Raw genomic sequence first — 15,659 nt, forward strand, 5'->3', positions numbered from 1 at the left:
TTGGCGTCATTGGTCGGCCGCCCCGTCATCGGCCACCAGATCGTGCGCCTGCCATTCACCCTGCGGAATGGCATCGCCGACGAAAAAGGCGAAGGACATGACCTTGCCGGATCCGGCGTGGAGCCCGCATTTGAACTGGATGTTGTACCACTTGCCCTTGCTGCGGAAGGCGCCGCCCCTCACCTCGACGCTGTTGCCGCCGACCTTCTCCGGCGCCATCGCATAGGCAGCGAGCGTGTCAGGCCGCATATCCGGCCGGGCGCGGCGGACTTGTTCCAGCGCCTCGAGGTCGCAAAGCTGCAGATTGCGCTCGCTGCCGGCAAGGCCGCGCAACGCTTCGCGGGCGCCCCGGCTGCGCGGATCGGCCAGCACCTTGTCGGAAAACAGCCGGCTTGCCGCAACGAATTCAGCCGGCTTTGGCACCAGTGGAGCGATTGGCGTCACCGACGGCATTGCTGCGGCAGGTGCACTATCGACAACCGGCGCAGGCCTTTGGGCTTGGGGCGCTACGGCTTCTGGCTTTGCCGGCTCTGGCGATGGCGCCCTGGCCGGCTCGGGCATGATTGGTGGCCCCACCGGCTGCGGAACGATCTCCACCGAGAGACCGTCATCCGGCAATGGCAGCGGCGGCTCGGCCTTCGGCAACAGCAGCAGGAGCGCCAGGATCGCTGCGGCATGCAAGGCGAAGGACGCTGCCGCGCCCCACTGGATTCCGTCATCCCATTTGCCGGCCGTCAGCTCCATCGGTCAGGAAGCCGCTGTCGGAGGATCGGCGGAGATCATGAAACTGAGGCGCGCTTTCATCATGGAACTTGCCGGAATAATCGGGCCAGGAGCCCTGCCGCGGAAATTGAAGCACGGCGAGACACTGCCAGCACAGCCGAAGCTCTGCAACCTTCAAGTTCGACGATCTCCGTTTCCGGCTACCCGAGCGAGCCGATGATCTCCCGATAGGCGGCTTCCGGGAATGCCTTCAGTGTCTGGGTGCGGACATTGCCGCCCATCGCCAGCGAGAGGCCAAACCGCGCCATGACGGCATCGTCAGGCGCTTCGCAGACAGCCACCATGTCGTGGCCGCCCATCGTCAGAAAGAACTGGCTGAACGAGCCGCCCATGTCGCCGAGCAGTTTCTTCGCCGCATCCAGCCGTTTTGATGAGTCGCGAACGTTGCGCACACCTTGGTCCGTCCAGTTGATCAGCACAATGTAAGTGGTCACTTCGCACCTCCCATCGGAGGATTCGCCCGACACGGGCATGCGTCGGTCCTCGCTCGCGCATCGCGATCGATTTCTTCCCCCGTCGCCGGACTATAATCTTGTCACCACCGAGCGACAAGAAAGCCACCGGGATCATTGGTATTAGGCGTGTCGCCCAAAAGTGTGCGGCAGTGGCGCAAAGATCGAAAGCAAAAGCCGGACATGAAGCCCGGCTTTCGCAATCGTAGAGTTCTTGTCGCCCCTTAGCTGTCGAGGAACGAGCGCAGCTTTCTGGAGCGGCTCGGATGTTTCAGCTTGCGCAGCGCCTTTGCCTCGATCTGGCGGATACGTTCGCGGGTGACCGAGAACTGCTGGCCGACTTCTTCGAGCGTATGGTCGGTGTTCATGCCGATGCCGAAGCGCATGCGGAGCACACGTTCCTCGCGCGGCGTCAGCGAGGCGAGAACACGGGTCGTTGTTTCGCGCAGGTTCGCCTGGATGGCGGCGTCGATCGGCAGCAGCGCGTTCTTGTCCTCGATGAAATCCCCGAGATGCGAATCCTCTTCGTCGCCGACCGGCGTTTCGAGCGAGATCGGCTCCTTGGCGATCTTCAGGACCTTGCGGACCTTTTCGAGCGGCATGGCGAGCTTTTCCGCCAGTTCTTCCGGCGTCGGCTCGCGGCCGATCTCGTGCAGCATCTGGCGCGAGGTACGAACGATCTTGTTGATCGTCTCGATCATGTGCACCGGAATGCGGATCGTGCGGGCCTGGTCGGCGATCGAACGGGTGATCGCCTGACGGATCCACCAGGTCGCATAGGTCGAGAACTTATAGCCGCGGCGATATTCGAACTTGTCGACCGCCTTCATCAGGCCGATATTGCCTTCCTGAATGAGGTCGAGGAACTGCAGGCCGCGGTTCGTGTATTTCTTGGCGATGGAGATGACGAGGCGAAGGTTCGCTTCGACCATTTCCTTCTTGGCGATGCGCGCTTCGCGCTCGCCCTTCTGCACCATGTGGACGATGCGGCGGAATTCCGAAATCGAAATGCCGGTCTCGGTCGCCAGATTCTGGATCTCCTGGCGGATGTCGCGGATCGTCGTGTTTTCGCCGCGGGCGAATTCCTTCCAGCCGCGGGCGGCCAGATTGCCGATCGACTTCATCCAGTTCGGATCGAGCTCGGCGCCCTGATACTGCTCCAGGAAGCTATCGCGCTTGACACCGTAGGATTCGGCCAGACGCAGCAGGCGGCCCTCGTTGGAAACGAGGCGCTTGTTGATGTCGTAAAGCTGCTCGACCAGGGCGTCGATGCGGTTCTGGTTCAACGACAGAGACTTGACGGCCTTGATGAGCTCATCCTTGAGCTCCTTGTAGCGGCGCTCCTGTGCGGTCGACAGCGTGCCGGAAGCCGACAGGCGCTGCTCGACCTGCTGGTCCTGCAGCTTGCGCAGCTTCTTGTAGGTCTCAGCGATCGTATCCAGCGTCTCCATCACCTGCGGGCGAAGCTCGGCTTCCATCGCCGCCAGCGAAAGGTTGGATTCGTCCTCGTCCTCTTCCTCCTCCTCGGGAGGCAGGCCCTCGCCGCCGACATCGGTGATGTCGTCGTCGCCGGAGCGGGCGCGGCGGGTCTTTTCCTTTTCCTCGGCGGCCTTGCGGTCGGCCTCGATCTTCTCGGGGCTCTGGAACTGCGGCGCGGCCTTGGCTTCAGGACCGGAATAAGTGGTTTCGAGATCGATGATCTCGCGCAGCAGCGTCGTGCCTTCGTTGAGTTCATCGCGCCAGATGATGATCGCCTGGAAGGTCAGCGGGCTCTCGCAGAGGCCAGCGATCATCGTTTCGCGGCCGGCCTCGATGCGCTTGGCGATGGCGATTTCGCCCTCGCGGGAAAGAAGCTCCACCGAGCCCATCTCGCGCAGATACATGCGCACCGGGTCATCGGTACGGTCGGTCGGTTCTTTCTTCTTGGCGGTTGCGAGCGCGGTACCGCTCGAAGGCGCGAGTTCGCCGCCTTCGCTCTCCTCGTCGCCGCCGGCATCGTCGTCATCGCCGCCGCCGGAAGCACCGGCTTCCTCGGCTTCTTCATCCTCTATGACGTTGATGCCCATGTCCGACAGCATCGACATCGTGTCTTCGATCTGCTCGGACGTCACTTCTTCGGACGGCAGGACAGCGTTGAGCTCGTCCATCGTCACATAGCCGCGCTTCTTGGCGGCTTTGATCATCTTCTTGACCGCGTCGTCGGAAAGATCGAGAAGAGGGCCGTCGCTTGCGCCGTCGCGTTCGACTTCCGCGTCTTCGTTCTCTTTGACCTTGGTTGCCATTTATATCGTCGCCTTCCTGACGCTATCCAATCTCGCTACGGTGAATGGGCCGTCTCAGGGCCTGACACGTCGCTCGCGCCGCCCTAGAATCACCTTTGCCCACCTAACGGGATGACATTTAAAGCCTGATTAACCACGATCGCCGGCACCGGACAGCAAAGCTTTTTTGCTTTTGGATTTCCGGCCATGGTTGCGCGATCCGCCTTGACCCAGTTCACCGTTTCAACAAGTCGAACGGTGATTCCCACATTTTTTGTTCTCGTCAAGCTTTTCTACAAAAAAAGCTCACGAAAGATCGGAAAAAGCCTTATCCACAGGCTTTGAACCGCGGCAGCGATTGCGAACCCTTATTTAAGATGCGGCGAACAAAAGACAAGGGCAGCATGGATATTGGCCGCCATGCCAGTTGTTCGCGGCATTTTTGCGGTCCTATCGTTGGTCTATTCGCCTTTGTCGGGACAAATATCGGCTACTTTGCCTCGCCGTCATAGGCCGTCACCTTCAGCGCGCCGAGATCGACCGCGGGAATGCAGCGCAGATTGACCGAGGCCATGGCCGCGCCATTCGGGCCTACCCCCTCGCCAAACGGCGCGATGCCGCACTTGGCGCAGAAGTGATGCCGGATGACATGCCTGTTGAAAGTATAGGTCGAGAGATCCTCTTCAGGCGTCTTCAGCACCAGCTTGTCGCGCGGCACGAAGGCGAGAAGCCCGCCTCGCCGGCGGCAGAGCGAACAATTGCAGTCCAGCGCCTCGGTAAATTCGCCTTCGACCTCGAATGCGACCTTGCCGCAGTGGCAGCTTCCTTCATAGAGCATGTCTTTCTCCTCACATCCAATCCATTACGACCTTGCCGGAGTTGCCCGACCGCATCGCCTCGAAGCCGTCGCGGAAATCGTCGATGCCGATGCGATGGGTTATGATCGGCGCAAGGTCAAGGCCGCCCTGGACGAAGGCGATCATCTTGTACCAGGTCTCGAACATCTCGCGGCCATAGATGCCCTTGAGATTGAGCATCTTGAAGATCACCTTGTTCCAGTCGATCTCGAAACCGGCCGGCGCAATGCCGAGAATGGCGATCTTGCCGCCATTGTTCATCTTATCGATCATGTCGCGGAAGGCGGGTGCTGCCCCCGACATCTCGAGCCCGACATCGAAACCCTCCGTCATGCCGATCGTCTTCATCACGTCGGCCAGATTTTCGCGCGACGCGTCGACGACATGGTCGATCCCCAGTTTGCGTGCCAAGTCCAGCCGGTGCGGATTGATATCGGTGATGACGACCTTGCGGGCGCCGGAGCGTTTAGCGACGAGCGCCCCCATGATGCCGATCGGCCCGGCGCCGGTGACGAGCACGTCCTCGCCGACCAGATCGAAGGAGAGTGCGGTGTGCACGGCATTGCCGAACGGATCGAAGATGGCGGCAATCTCATCGGAAATATCCTCCGGGATCGCCACGACATTGCTTTCGGGGATGCAGACGAACTCGCCGAACGAACCCGGCCGGTTGACGCCGACGCCGAGCGTGTTGCGGCAGAGATGCCCCCTGCCCGCCCGGCAGTTGCGGCACTTGCCGCAGACGATATGCCCCTCGCCGGAAACCCGCTCGCCGACATGGTAGCGGGTGACCGCCGAACCGATCTCGGCGATCTCGCCGGAGAATTCATGGCCGACGACCATCGGCACGGGAATAGTCTTCTGCGCCCACTGGTCCCAGTTCCAGATATGGACGTCGGTGCCGCAGATCGCCGATTTCCTCACCCGGATCAGCACGTCGTTCGGCCCGACCTCCGGCACCGGCACATTCTCCATCCAGAGCCCGACTTCTGCTTTCGATTTGACCAGTGCCTTCATCATGTTCGACATCGACTATATCCCGCCCTTGTTCTGGTGCCGGACCTTGCGACTCCCTCTTCTCCCCAGCGGGGAGAAGGTGCCCGTAGGGCGGATGAGGGGGCGGCTCGGCAGGCCATCAAATCCAATATTGCTTCTCGCTCAACGCTCGAAACGTCGCTTCGCTCCGCCCCCTCATCCGACCCTTCGGGCCACCGACCGGGGTTGCGCCACGGGTCTCAACCCGTCCTTCGGACTCCCGATGGGGAGAAGAGGGAGCAAGCCGCGCCGGTCTCACGTCAAGCTAAGAAGCAACGCCTCATTCTCAAATCACACCCAATTCCCGCCCTGCCTCGGCAAAGGCCGCAATCGCCCGCTCGACATCCCGCCTCGAATGCGCCGCCGACATCTGCGTGCGGATGCGGGCCTGGCCTTTCGGCACGACCGGGAAGGAAAAGCCGATGACGTAAATGCCCTTCTTCAGCATCAGCCCCGCCATGTCCTGGGCAAGCTTGGCGTCGCCGAGCATGACCGGGATGATCGGATGGCCTTTGCCGGCGAGCGTGAATCCCAGCTTCGTCATCTCGCCGCGGAAGAGATCGGCATTGTCGGACAGGCGTTGGCGCAAGGCGTCACCATTTTCGATGAGGTCGAACACCTTCAGCGAGGCGGCGGCGATGACCGGCGCCAGCGTATTGGAGAACAGATAGGGCCGCGAGCGCTGCCGCAGCCATTCGACGACCTCCGCCTTTGCCGAGGTATAACCGCCCGAGGCGCCGCCGAGCGCCTTGCCGAGGGTGCCGGTGATGATGTCGATCCGGCCCTCGACGCCGCAATGTTCGGGCGAGCCGCGGCCGTTCCTGCCGACGAAGCCGACCGCATGGCTGTCATCGACCATGACCATGGCGCCGTATTTCTCGGCGAGATCGCAGACGCCGCTGAGATTGGCGATGATGCCATCCATCGAGAAGACGCCGTCGGTGGCGATAAGCTTGAAGCGGCTGCCTTCGGCCTTCTTCAATTCCTCTTCGAGTGCTGCCATATCGTTGTTGGCGTAGCGGAAGCGCTTGGCCTTCGAAAGCCTGACGCCGTCGATAATCGAGGCGTGGTTCAGCGCGTCCGAGATGATCGCGTCTTCCTCCGAGAGCAGCGTTTCGAAAAGTCCGCCATTGGCGTCGAAGCAGGAGGAATAGAGGATCGTATCCTCCATGCCGAGGAAAGAGGAAATGCGCGCTTCGAGCTGCTTGTGCTCCTCCTGCGTGCCGCAGATGAAGCGCACCGAAGCCATGCCGTAACCGTAGCGGTCGAGCGCCTGCTTGCCGGCCTCGGCCAGTTCCTCATTGTCAGCAAGGCCGAGATAATTGTTAGCGCAGAAATTCAGCACGCGCTCGCCGGTCGAAATGGCAATTTCGCCTGCCTGCTTGGAGCTGATCACCCGCTCGGATTTATAGAGGCCGGCATCCTTCAGCGCCGAAATTTCGGCCCTGAGATGGGAGAGAAATGGCGAGGTCATGGGCGGCCCTTCCTGATGTTTTTTATAGCTTCCGGGTTAGCATATCGCCATCGGCTTGTCTTGTTCAGCGCCGGGCCGAGATCGGCAGGCACATCGCCCGATCCTTTCAACCGTCATGCGCCAGGATGATCTCCAGGAACGCATCGCCATAACGCTCGAGCTTCGCCTGGCCGACGCCCGATATTGCAAGCAGCTCCTTGCGGCTCCTCGGCTTTTCCGTGGCAAAGGCGATCAGCGTCGTATCGGGAAAGACGACATAGGGCGGCACGCCGAGCGATTTGGCGATCGCCATGCGCTCGGCCCGCAACGCCTCGAACAGAGCGCCGTCGGCGCCCGACAGTCCCGACTTGCGCTCGCTGCGCTCCGCCTTCTTCGTGCGCCGTTCGGAGGCCGGGCGGTCCTTGCGGAAGAACACCTGCCGCTCTTGCTTGAAGACGGCGCGCGCCTCCGGCTCCAGCTTCAGCGCGCCATAGGCTTCGTGATCGACACGGATCAGCCCCATGGCAAGCAGCTGGCGGTAGACGGATTGCCAGGTGCGCGATGGAATATCCTTGCCGGCGCCGAAGACCGGCATATCGACATGGCCGAAACGCTCGGTCTTTTCGTTGACGTTGCCGATAAGCACGTCGATGACGTGGCCGGCGCCGAAGCGTTCACCGGTGCGGTAGATCGCGGCCAGCGCCTTGATCGCCGCTTCCGTGCCCTCCCAGGTCTCGACCGGCTTCAGGCAAGTGTCGCAATTGCCGCATTGTCCGGCATGCGCCTCGCCGAAATGCGCAAGGATCGCCTGGCGGCGGCAGGAAGCGGTCTCGCAGATCGCAAGCAATGCATTGAGTTTGGCGCGCTCGACCCGCTTGATCTCCGCAGCAGCACTGCCCTCGTCGATCATCCGGCCGCGCTGGATGACATCGGCCATGCCATAGGCCATCCAGACCTCGGACGGCAGGCCGTCGCGGCCGGCGCGCCCGGTCTCCTGGTAGTAGGCCTCCACCGAACCCGGTAGGTCGAGATGAGCGACATACCGCACATTCGGCTTGTCGATGCCCATGCCGAAGGCGACGGTGGCGACCAAGCAGAGGTTTTCCTCTTTCAGAAAGGCATCCTGATTGGCGTCGCGAACCGCCCTGTCCATGCCGGCATGGTAGGCAAGCGCGCGTACGCCCTGGCCGTTCAGCCATTCGGCCGTATCCTCGACCTTGGCGCGCGACAGGCAATAGACGATGCCGCTGTTTCCCTTGTGGCCGGACAGGAAGCGCAACAGCTGCTGGCGCGGCTGATCGCGCTCGACAATTTCGTAAGCGATGTTCGGCCGGTCAAAGCTGGTGGTGAAGGTCCGGGCAGCGTCGAGCCCCAGCCGCTCGATAATGTCGTCGCGCGTATGCGGATCGGCGGTCGCCGTCAGCGCCACGCGCGGCACGCCCGGATATTGCTCGCCAAGCTGGCCGAGCGCGCGATATTCCGGCCGGAAATCATGCCCCCACTGCGAGACGCAATGCGCCTCGTCGATCGCAAACAGCGCGATCTTCTCGTTGGCGATCAGCTCGCGGAAACCATCGGTCAGAATGCGCTCGGGCGTCACGTAGAGAAGATCGAGCCGGCCGGCCGAAAGCGCGCGGCGGACTTCGACGAACTCCTCGCGCGACAGTGACGAATTGAGCGCGGCGGCGCGGATCCCGAGCTGCTTCATCGCCTCCACCTGATCGCGCATCAGCGCAATCAGCGGCGAAACGACAATGCCGACGCCATCGCGGCAGAGCGCCGGGATCTGGAAGCATAACGATTTGCCCGCGCCTGTGGGGAAGAGCACCACCGCATCGCCGCCCGATACCACATGTTCGACCACCTGCTGCTGCTTGCCGCGGAAGGAGGAATAACCATAGACCTGCTTGAGAATATCGAGCGGCGCGCGGCCGGCGGAAAACAGCGCGTCGGAGGCGGAAAAGCCCGGTTCGTTCCGTTCGGTCTGCGGCATCAGTGGTTCGCCGCCCCTTTGACGCGGCCGGAGAGCACGCCGAAGCCGTCGATGATCGCCTCCTGGTTCTCAAGCCGCACACCTTCGAAATGCACTTCCTGCTGGGCCCGCATCAGTTGAACGATCGCCTCGCCGTCGCCGGCTTCGGTCGCCAGCGCAATCTCGCGTTCAAGTTCCATCTTCTGCCGGCGCAGCGCCTTTGCCCGTTTATGGAAGGCGAGCGCCTGGCGATAACCCTCACGCGCATCCTCCATCGCCGCCTCCTCGGTTGCCGTCCAGAGTCTGGCATTGCGCACCTGCTGGTCGAGGTTCTTGATCAGCGGAGCGAAGCCTTCGAATTCCAGCCGTTCGGTCAGATATTCGCGCGTCAGATGCGGGCCGGCGACGGCAGCCGCTGCCCCAAGCACAGCCGACCAGAGCTGCTTCAACTCGCGGCTGTCATAATCGATCGCAGCGATCTCGTCATAATCGTCGATCATCAGCGACGGATGATTGACGATGGTGAGCGCCAGCACACTTTCGCGCAGCGCCGTATTGTCCCTGTGGCCGCGCACCGGGCCTGAGCGGGCGAGCCGGTCGGAAATAAGGCTGGGGCTTTTCGGCCCTGCCTTAACAGCATTGTCGCGGCCAGGCCGGGAATTGCCGCTGAATCCGCGGCGCTCGCCATTGTTGCGGTTCTGAAACTGCGGCTGGAAGAAGACGTTCAGCCGGTCGCGAATATCCTGCTGGTAATGACGGCGCACATTCTCGTCGGCGATGACGGCGACCAGTTGCTTCAGCCGCGCCTCGAGTTCGGCGCGCGCCTCGGGCGTGTCGAACTTGCCGGTATTGATCTCGCGGCTCCACAGCATCTCCGACAGCGGCTTGGCCTGGCTCATCACCTTGTCGAAGGGTGCGCGGCCGTCATCGCGCACGAGATCGTCCGGGTCCTTGCCATCAGGCAAAAGTGCGAAGCGGACGGAACGGCCGGGCTTCAAATGCGGCAGCGCCAGTTCGGCGGCGCGATTGGCAGCGCGAATGCCGGCGCCGTCGCCGTCGAAGCAGAGCACCGGCTGCGGCACCATCTTCCAAAGCAGCTCGAGCTGGTTTTCGGTGAGCGCCGTGCCGAGCGGCGCCACCGCATTCTCGATGCCCGCCTGATAGAGCGCGATCACGTCCATATAGCCTTCGACGGCGATGATGGTGCCGCCGGCATTCTCGTCCTGAGCATCGCCGCGGCCCGGCCCCTGGATAGCGCGGCGCGCGCGGGCGAAATTATAAAGGACATTGCCCTTGTGGAAGAGTTCCGTCTCGTTGGAATTCAGATATTTCGCCGGCGCATCCGATGACATGGCGCGGCCGCCGAAGGCGATCACCTTTTCGCGCGACGAGAGGATCGGGAACATGATGCGGTCGCGGAAGCGATCGTAGGACACCGGTACGTTTTCATGAACAACCAGGCCGCAAGCCTCGATCTGCTCTTTGGTGACGCCCTTGCCGGCGAGGAATTCCTTCAGCGCATTGCGGCTGTCAGGCGCATAGCCGAGACGGAAGGTCTCGATGGTGCGCCCGGTTAGCCCGCGGTCGCGCAGATAGGCGCGCGCCCTCGCCCCATTCGCCGTCTGCAATTGATCCTGGAAAAATTGTGTCGCCATTTCCATGACGTCGATCAGCGAGCCGCGTTCCTTCTCGCGCTTCTCCATCACAGGATCGGCAAGCGGCATCGGAACGCCGGCCATATCGGCGATCTGCTGGACCGCCTCGGGAAAGCTTAGACCCTCAAGCTCGGTGAGGAAGCGGAAGTGGTCACCGGTGACGCCGCAGCCGAAGCAGTGATAGCGGCCCTTCCGGTCCTCGCAGTGGAAGCTCGGGGATTTCTCGCCGTGAAACGGGCAGCAGGCCCAGTAATCGCCGCGCGACACATTGGTCTTGCGCTTATCCCAGCTGACACGGCGCGCAATCACGTTCGAAATCGGAACGCGGTCACGAATATCATCGAGAAAAGTGTTGGAAAAGCGCATTTATACCTCTTGGCCAGCCTCCATATAAGCTGCTTTGCCGCTTCATGCCACGAAACTTGTCACGAAAACCCGCTATTCACAGGCAAGTGCAGCCGTCCTTCGGGGCGTCGGTTATCCAATCAAAAACGCGTTATCGCCCCCTGCGACAGGGTGCGACACTATTGTCTTTCAAGCGTTGAAATTCAACCATGGCAAATGTCTCGGCATGAGTACTGGCCTTTGATGAAGCCAAGGTAAACCGTTTTAAAACAGATGCTTATCACCTGCGTCGATGGCCCAGCCTTATCCTGGCGCCGCCACGCGAGCCTTCGCTTCGAAGCCTCCAAAAACGACGTTTTCGGCAATCATTATTTTTTTGTAATTTGAATAAGCCGCCGCACCGCAATAGGTTCGATCTCAACAAAGCGATCCCCGAGCGAAGCACCATCCCTACCCCCGGCGCCGCTTCGCAAGGGTGCCTTTGCAAATACCCTCCGGCTTGGGCCTCGGCCCTGCGTTTGCCGGCGGAAGCAAAGAGCAAGAAGGCAGGAGCGCCCCCAGCTCCTGCCTTCTTAAATTTTTGGCTTCCCCTGATACAAATTCCCTTTTGAAATTAACCGATTATTGACAAAACCGTTGACAGGCGGGGCTTGCGTGAAAGAAGTATGCGCCGAATTTCCTGGACCTCTTTTACATGGCCTTTACCGCTGAAACTCTTGCAGCAGACGATCGCTTTCTCGCTGCGATCCTGCATTGCGCCGATCAGATGCTCACGATCTATCGTGAGAGCCCGCGCATCGCCTCGATTTTCGCCGCACAACAGCGCTGGCTGATGGCCCATGCCGGCTTTGCGCTTCACTACGGCCAACCCGACGACGGCAAGAGCGGCCTCTATTCCGGCCGCTTCATCGATTTCGCGGTCAGGAACGACATCGCCAGCCGCAATACGGCCGCAGCCTTCATGCAGGAAATGCTGGCCTATCGTTTCCTTCGGCCGGTTCCCGGCCCCGACAAGCGCACGCGCTATCTGGAGCCCACGGAAACTGCCGAGCAGCATTTCACCCGATGGCTCGTCGCCCATCTGACGATCCTCGACAGCCTCGACGGCGGTGAACGCGCCGGCAAGGTCAGCGCCGACCCCTCGGCGATGATGGCAGCGATCCAGCCGCGCATCGCCAGGTCGATCATCGGGAGCGAAGCGGTGCGCAATCCCGGCCCCACCTTCAACCTCTTCAACTGGGCAAATACCGGCGGCCTGGTGATGGACTACCTGATCTCGCGGCTTCCGGAATTTCCTCGCACGGCCGAACGTGTCGTGGTCGGTCCTCTGTCGCTCAGGGAAATCCGCGAACAGTTCATGATCTCCAACACCCACCTGAAGCGGCTTCTGACGCAAGCCGCAAATATGGAAAGCGTCGGCTGGACAGAACCCTCCCGCAAGGGCGACTTCTGGCTGTCAGGCCGCTTCATTCTCGAATATTGGAATTATCAGGCGGCGAAATTCGCCATAATCGATGCTGCAGCCGAAGCGGTGCTCGGGCCTGCGGTCCTAGACGAACCGCAGGCAAGACGCGTGGTCTGAGCCGGCTTAAAGCGCGTCGCGATTTTTCAGATCGCTCCTTGCGCTTTAATCCTTTATTTTGATGCATGTCGTTGTCCCGGAACCGCTGCACACTTCCGGGCGACATGTATTAGCTCAGCAGTTCCTTGACGGTCGCCGACGCCTTGGCGAAATCCATCTGGCCGGCATAACGCTCCTTGAGCGCGGCCATCACCTTGCCCATGTCCTTGGCGCCGGCAGCACCGGTCTCGGCGATGATCGCCGAGACATTGGCGCGCACTTCGCTGTCCGAAAGCTGCTTCGGCATGAAATCCTGGATGACGGTGATTTCGGCGCGCTCCTTGGCGGCAAGCTCCGGCCGGGAATTCTCCTCGTAGATCTTTGCCGATTCGTCGCGCTGTTTCACCATCTTGGCCAGAATCTGCAGGATCTCGTCGTCACTCGCCTGCTCCTTGCCGGTGCCGCGATTGGCAATATCGCGATCTTTGACCGCGGCCTGAATCAGCCGGACGGTGGAAAGCCGCTCCGCATTCTTGGCCTTCATCGCCTCTTTCAGCTGGGTGGCGAGTTGATCGCGCAGCATGGTCTTCACTCCTGTTTTGATGCCGCTTCATAAACCACGCTGATGCGGCGGATCAAATAAATTGCGCGGTCGCCGCGATAAAGCGCAGGAAAACGGCGGCAATCTCCGCTACAAAGATTGACGCTACGCGATTGCGTGGCTATTTACCGCCACCTGCACCAAAATTCGTGATCAGGCCTGAAGCGCGCGGCATTGCCGTGTCCACACGCCTGCGAGATCAAATGGCGACGAGCGCGGCAACGCGCGCCGGCCGCCGGAAACGGGATGAAGATGACCGCGACAGCACCCTGGACAATCGAAAAGCCGACCGCCCTGCTCGTTCTTGCCGACGGCACAGTCATCGAAGGCAAGGGCATCGGCGCCACCGGCAAGGTCCAGGCCGAAGTGGTCTTCAACACGGCGCTGACCGGCTACGAGGAGATCCTGACGGACCCCTCCTATCTCGGCCAGATCGTCACCTTCACCTTTCCGCATATCGGCAATATCGGGACGAATGATGAAGACATCGAGGATCTGACGCCTGCCGCCCGCCACGGTGCCGTCGGCGTCATCTTCAAGGCCGACATCACCGACCCTTCGAACTACCGCGCCGCCAAGCATCTCGACCAATGGCTGAAGGCGCGCGGCGTCATTGGTCTCTGCGGCATCGACACGCGCGCGCTGACCGCCTGGATCCGTGAGAACGGCGCCCCGAACGCGGTCATCGCCCACGATCCGAACGGCGTCTTCGATATCGAGGCGCTGAAGGCCGAAGCCAAGGCCTGGAGCGGCCTCGAAGGTCTCGACCTTGCCAAGATCGCCTCGTCGGGCCAGTCCTCGCAATGGACCGAGACGCCGTGGGTCTGGAATGAAGGGTATGGGGAACTCGCCGCAGCGGACGCGAAGTACCACGTCGTCTGCCTCGACTACGGCGTCAAGCGCAACATTCTGCGGCTGTTTGCCGGTCTCGACTGCAAGGTCACCGTCGTGCCGGCCGCAACGAGCGCCGAAGACGTGCTCGCCATGCAGCCGGACGGCATCTTCCTGTCGAACGGCCCGGGCGATCCGGCCGCAACCGGCGAATATGCGGTGCCCGTGATCAAGACCCTTGTTAAGACCGATATCCCGGTCTTCGGCATCTGCCTCGGCCATCAGATGCTGGGGCTCGCCCTCGGCGCCAAGACCGAGAAGATGCATCAGGGCCATCACGGCGCCAACCACCCGGTCAAGGATCATACGACCGGCAAGGTCGAGATCGTCTCGATGAACCACGGCTTCGCGGTCGACTCGAAGTCGCTGCCCGATGGCGTTGAAGAGACTCACATTTCACTTTTCGACGGCACCAATTGCGGCCTGCGCGTCCTCGGCAAGCAGGTCTTCTCCGTCCAGCACCATCCGGAGGCCTCCCCCGGCCCGCAGGACAGCCACTATCTCTTCCGCCGCTTCATCAACATGGTGCGCGAGAAGAAGGGCGAACCGGCACTCGCCGAACGCTGATTTCAAGAACTGCCGATTTCGCAAAGGCCCGCCACTAACGTGGTGTGGAATCTCTTGAATCTTGAAGACAGCAATGAGAGGAAGGACCGCTATCTGCCGAAGCGGTCTTTTTTCGTTATAGAAGAATAAGGCTGCTTTGCGCCTTCATATCGACCACAGAGGCGATCTTTGCCTTCGCCCGGGAGCAGAGCAGACATTGGTGACCATCTAAAGTTCATAGTCGCGCCACATGCGGCCATTCCCTCAAGGTCTGTGTGCCTCACGCCCGGCTCGCCCGAACGCTCAACCACCGATCATGAGGCCTTCCGACGCACCGACGTACCTCGCTGACGATCCAGCCGGCGTCGGTGAGTTCGGACCGCAGGGCAGGTTCGCGCCAGTACGTCTCGACGTAGTGCCGCGGCGCTGCAGCACCGCCGTGTGTGGACACATCCTCGCCGTCGCCCTCTCTAACCGAGGCGTGCAGTCGGCCACCGGTCCGGGTCGCCTCGGCAAGCCGTCCAAGCACCGTACCGAAATCATCGCGCGCGACGTGAATCAGGCAGGCACAGGCCCAGATCCCGTCGTACGCTGTGCCAGGACGCTGCGGGTCGGCCAAGTCTTCGGTCAGCGGGTCCAACAGGTCGGCCGCGAAGCCACTCTCGCGAAGCAGTTCGACGAAACCTTTCGAAATGTCGGTGCGCCGGACGCTAATCCCCCGCTTCTCAAGCTCAAGTGCATCTCGCCCGCCACCGCTTCCGATCTCCAGCACCCTGCCCGAGCCACCCAGCCCGGTCACGAACACATCGATCTCGGTCGCGACCCATTCGGGCATCGCCGCGGCCTCGGCAGCGTACTCCGCCGCGACTGTATCATAGGACCGCACGGTCTCCCGGTCGGTGCTCATCCTAGTGTTCCTCCTTCAAGAGAAGAGGCTCGATGAGCGAGAGGCCCATCAGCCCGTTGCGCCTTTCACACTTCGGCAGTTGGTGACATCGCGGGCGATTTGCTTCCAAAGTTAACAGAAATGCGATCAGAGGCACCACCGATCGATTGCCGATGCTGCCGGGCGGCAATGCGCCCTTATAATGGTCATCGAGCCGCCCGTCGCTATTGCTGCTGACGCAGTGACAACGCGGCTCGCCGTTGCGCCAAAAGCCGCCATTCCGCCCCATGCGGGTGCTTAGATCACGAATTCCTCCTCGTATGTCTGGGGCTCGGGAACGACCGTAACCTCCACCGGAACG

The 15,659-nt window shown here is 61.6% G+C and carries 13 protein-coding genes; 2 read left to right on the top strand and 11 right to left on the bottom strand.

All coding sequences use genetic code 11. The annotated features are described in order from the left end of the window. Positions 1-6: 6 nt before the first annotated feature. The 8 genes from K6N12_RS19455 to dnaG form a co-directional block, all read right to left on the bottom strand. Entirely contained in the window at positions 7-744 is a 738-nt protein-coding gene (locus tag K6N12_RS19455) for a DUF930 domain-containing protein (protein ID WP_097628158.1), read from the bottom strand. 179 nt (positions 745-923) lie between these two features. Then, positions 924-1,217 carry a GYD domain-containing protein gene (locus K6N12_RS19460; RefSeq protein ID WP_097628310.1) on the bottom strand — a complete coding sequence of 98 codons (294 nt, stop codon included), beginning with the start codon at positions 1,215-1,217 and terminating at the stop codon, positions 924-926. A gap of 242 nt (positions 1,218-1,459) precedes the next feature. After that, entirely contained in the window at positions 1,460-3,517 is a 2,058-nt protein-coding gene (gene rpoD, locus K6N12_RS19465; RefSeq protein ID WP_097628157.1) for an RNA polymerase sigma factor RpoD, read from the bottom strand. A gap of 469 nt (positions 3,518-3,986) precedes the next feature. Continuing rightward, positions 3,987-4,334, bottom strand: a complete 348-nt coding sequence (locus K6N12_RS19470; RefSeq protein WP_003593175.1) for a GFA family protein — start codon at positions 4,332-4,334, stop codon at positions 3,987-3,989. Between the two features lie 10 nt (positions 4,335-4,344). Next, positions 4,345-5,382 (bottom strand): L-threonine 3-dehydrogenase, encoded by a 1,038-nt coding sequence (gene tdh, locus K6N12_RS19475; RefSeq protein ID WP_097628156.1) that lies wholly within the window; start codon positions 5,380-5,382, stop codon positions 4,345-4,347. 292 nt (positions 5,383-5,674) lie between these two features. Then, a complete protein-coding gene (locus K6N12_RS19480; RefSeq protein ID WP_097628155.1) occupies positions 5,675-6,862 on the bottom strand; it encodes a glycine C-acetyltransferase in 1,188 nt (395 codons plus the stop codon). Between the two features lie 106 nt (positions 6,863-6,968). After that, on the bottom strand, positions 6,969-8,834 hold the full coding sequence (gene recQ / locus K6N12_RS19485; RefSeq protein ID WP_131711519.1) for a DNA helicase RecQ: 1,866 nt from the start codon (positions 8,832-8,834) through the stop codon (positions 6,969-6,971). Further along, positions 8,834-10,834, bottom strand: coding sequence for a DNA primase (gene dnaG / locus K6N12_RS19490; RefSeq protein ID WP_097628153.1), 2,001 nt, complete (start codon positions 10,832-10,834; stop codon positions 8,834-8,836). The genes recQ and dnaG overlap by 1 nt, the downstream gene beginning before the upstream one ends. A gap of 673 nt (positions 10,835-11,507) precedes the next feature. Between dnaG and K6N12_RS19495 the strand changes: the two genes are divergently transcribed. Beyond that, the gene (locus K6N12_RS19495) at positions 11,508-12,395 is read left to right on the top strand and encodes a hypothetical protein (protein ID WP_097628152.1); all 888 of its coding nucleotides are present in this window, start codon (positions 11,508-11,510) and stop codon (positions 12,393-12,395) included. 109 nt (positions 12,396-12,504) lie between these two features. Here K6N12_RS19495 and K6N12_RS19500 read toward each other — a convergent pair whose 3' ends face one another. After that, positions 12,505-12,957, bottom strand: coding sequence for a GatB/YqeY domain-containing protein (locus tag K6N12_RS19500; protein ID WP_049736298.1), 453 nt, complete (start codon positions 12,955-12,957; stop codon positions 12,505-12,507). A gap of 270 nt (positions 12,958-13,227) precedes the next feature. Here K6N12_RS19500 and carA point away from each other — a divergent pair, with 270 nt between their 5' ends. Continuing rightward, a complete protein-coding gene (carA, locus tag K6N12_RS19505; protein ID WP_097628309.1) occupies positions 13,228-14,433 on the top strand; it encodes a glutamine-hydrolyzing carbamoyl-phosphate synthase small subunit in 1,206 nt (401 codons plus the stop codon). A 259-nt stretch (positions 14,434-14,692) separates the two neighbouring features. Here the strand turns inward: carA and K6N12_RS19510 are convergent, their stop codons facing one another. Continuing rightward, positions 14,693-15,319 (bottom strand): class I SAM-dependent methyltransferase, encoded by a 627-nt coding sequence (locus K6N12_RS19510; RefSeq protein WP_097628151.1) that lies wholly within the window; start codon positions 15,317-15,319, stop codon positions 14,693-14,695. Position 15,320: 1 nt separating this feature from the next. Next, a partial coding sequence (locus K6N12_RS19515) for a hypothetical protein (RefSeq protein ID WP_222148941.1) occupies positions 15,321-15,659 on the bottom strand: 339 nt, incomplete at its 5' end.

It is taken from the genome of Rhizobium redzepovicii (assembly GCF_019793435.1).
GTDB lineage: Bacteria > Pseudomonadota > Alphaproteobacteria > Rhizobiales > Rhizobiaceae > Rhizobium > Rhizobium redzepovicii.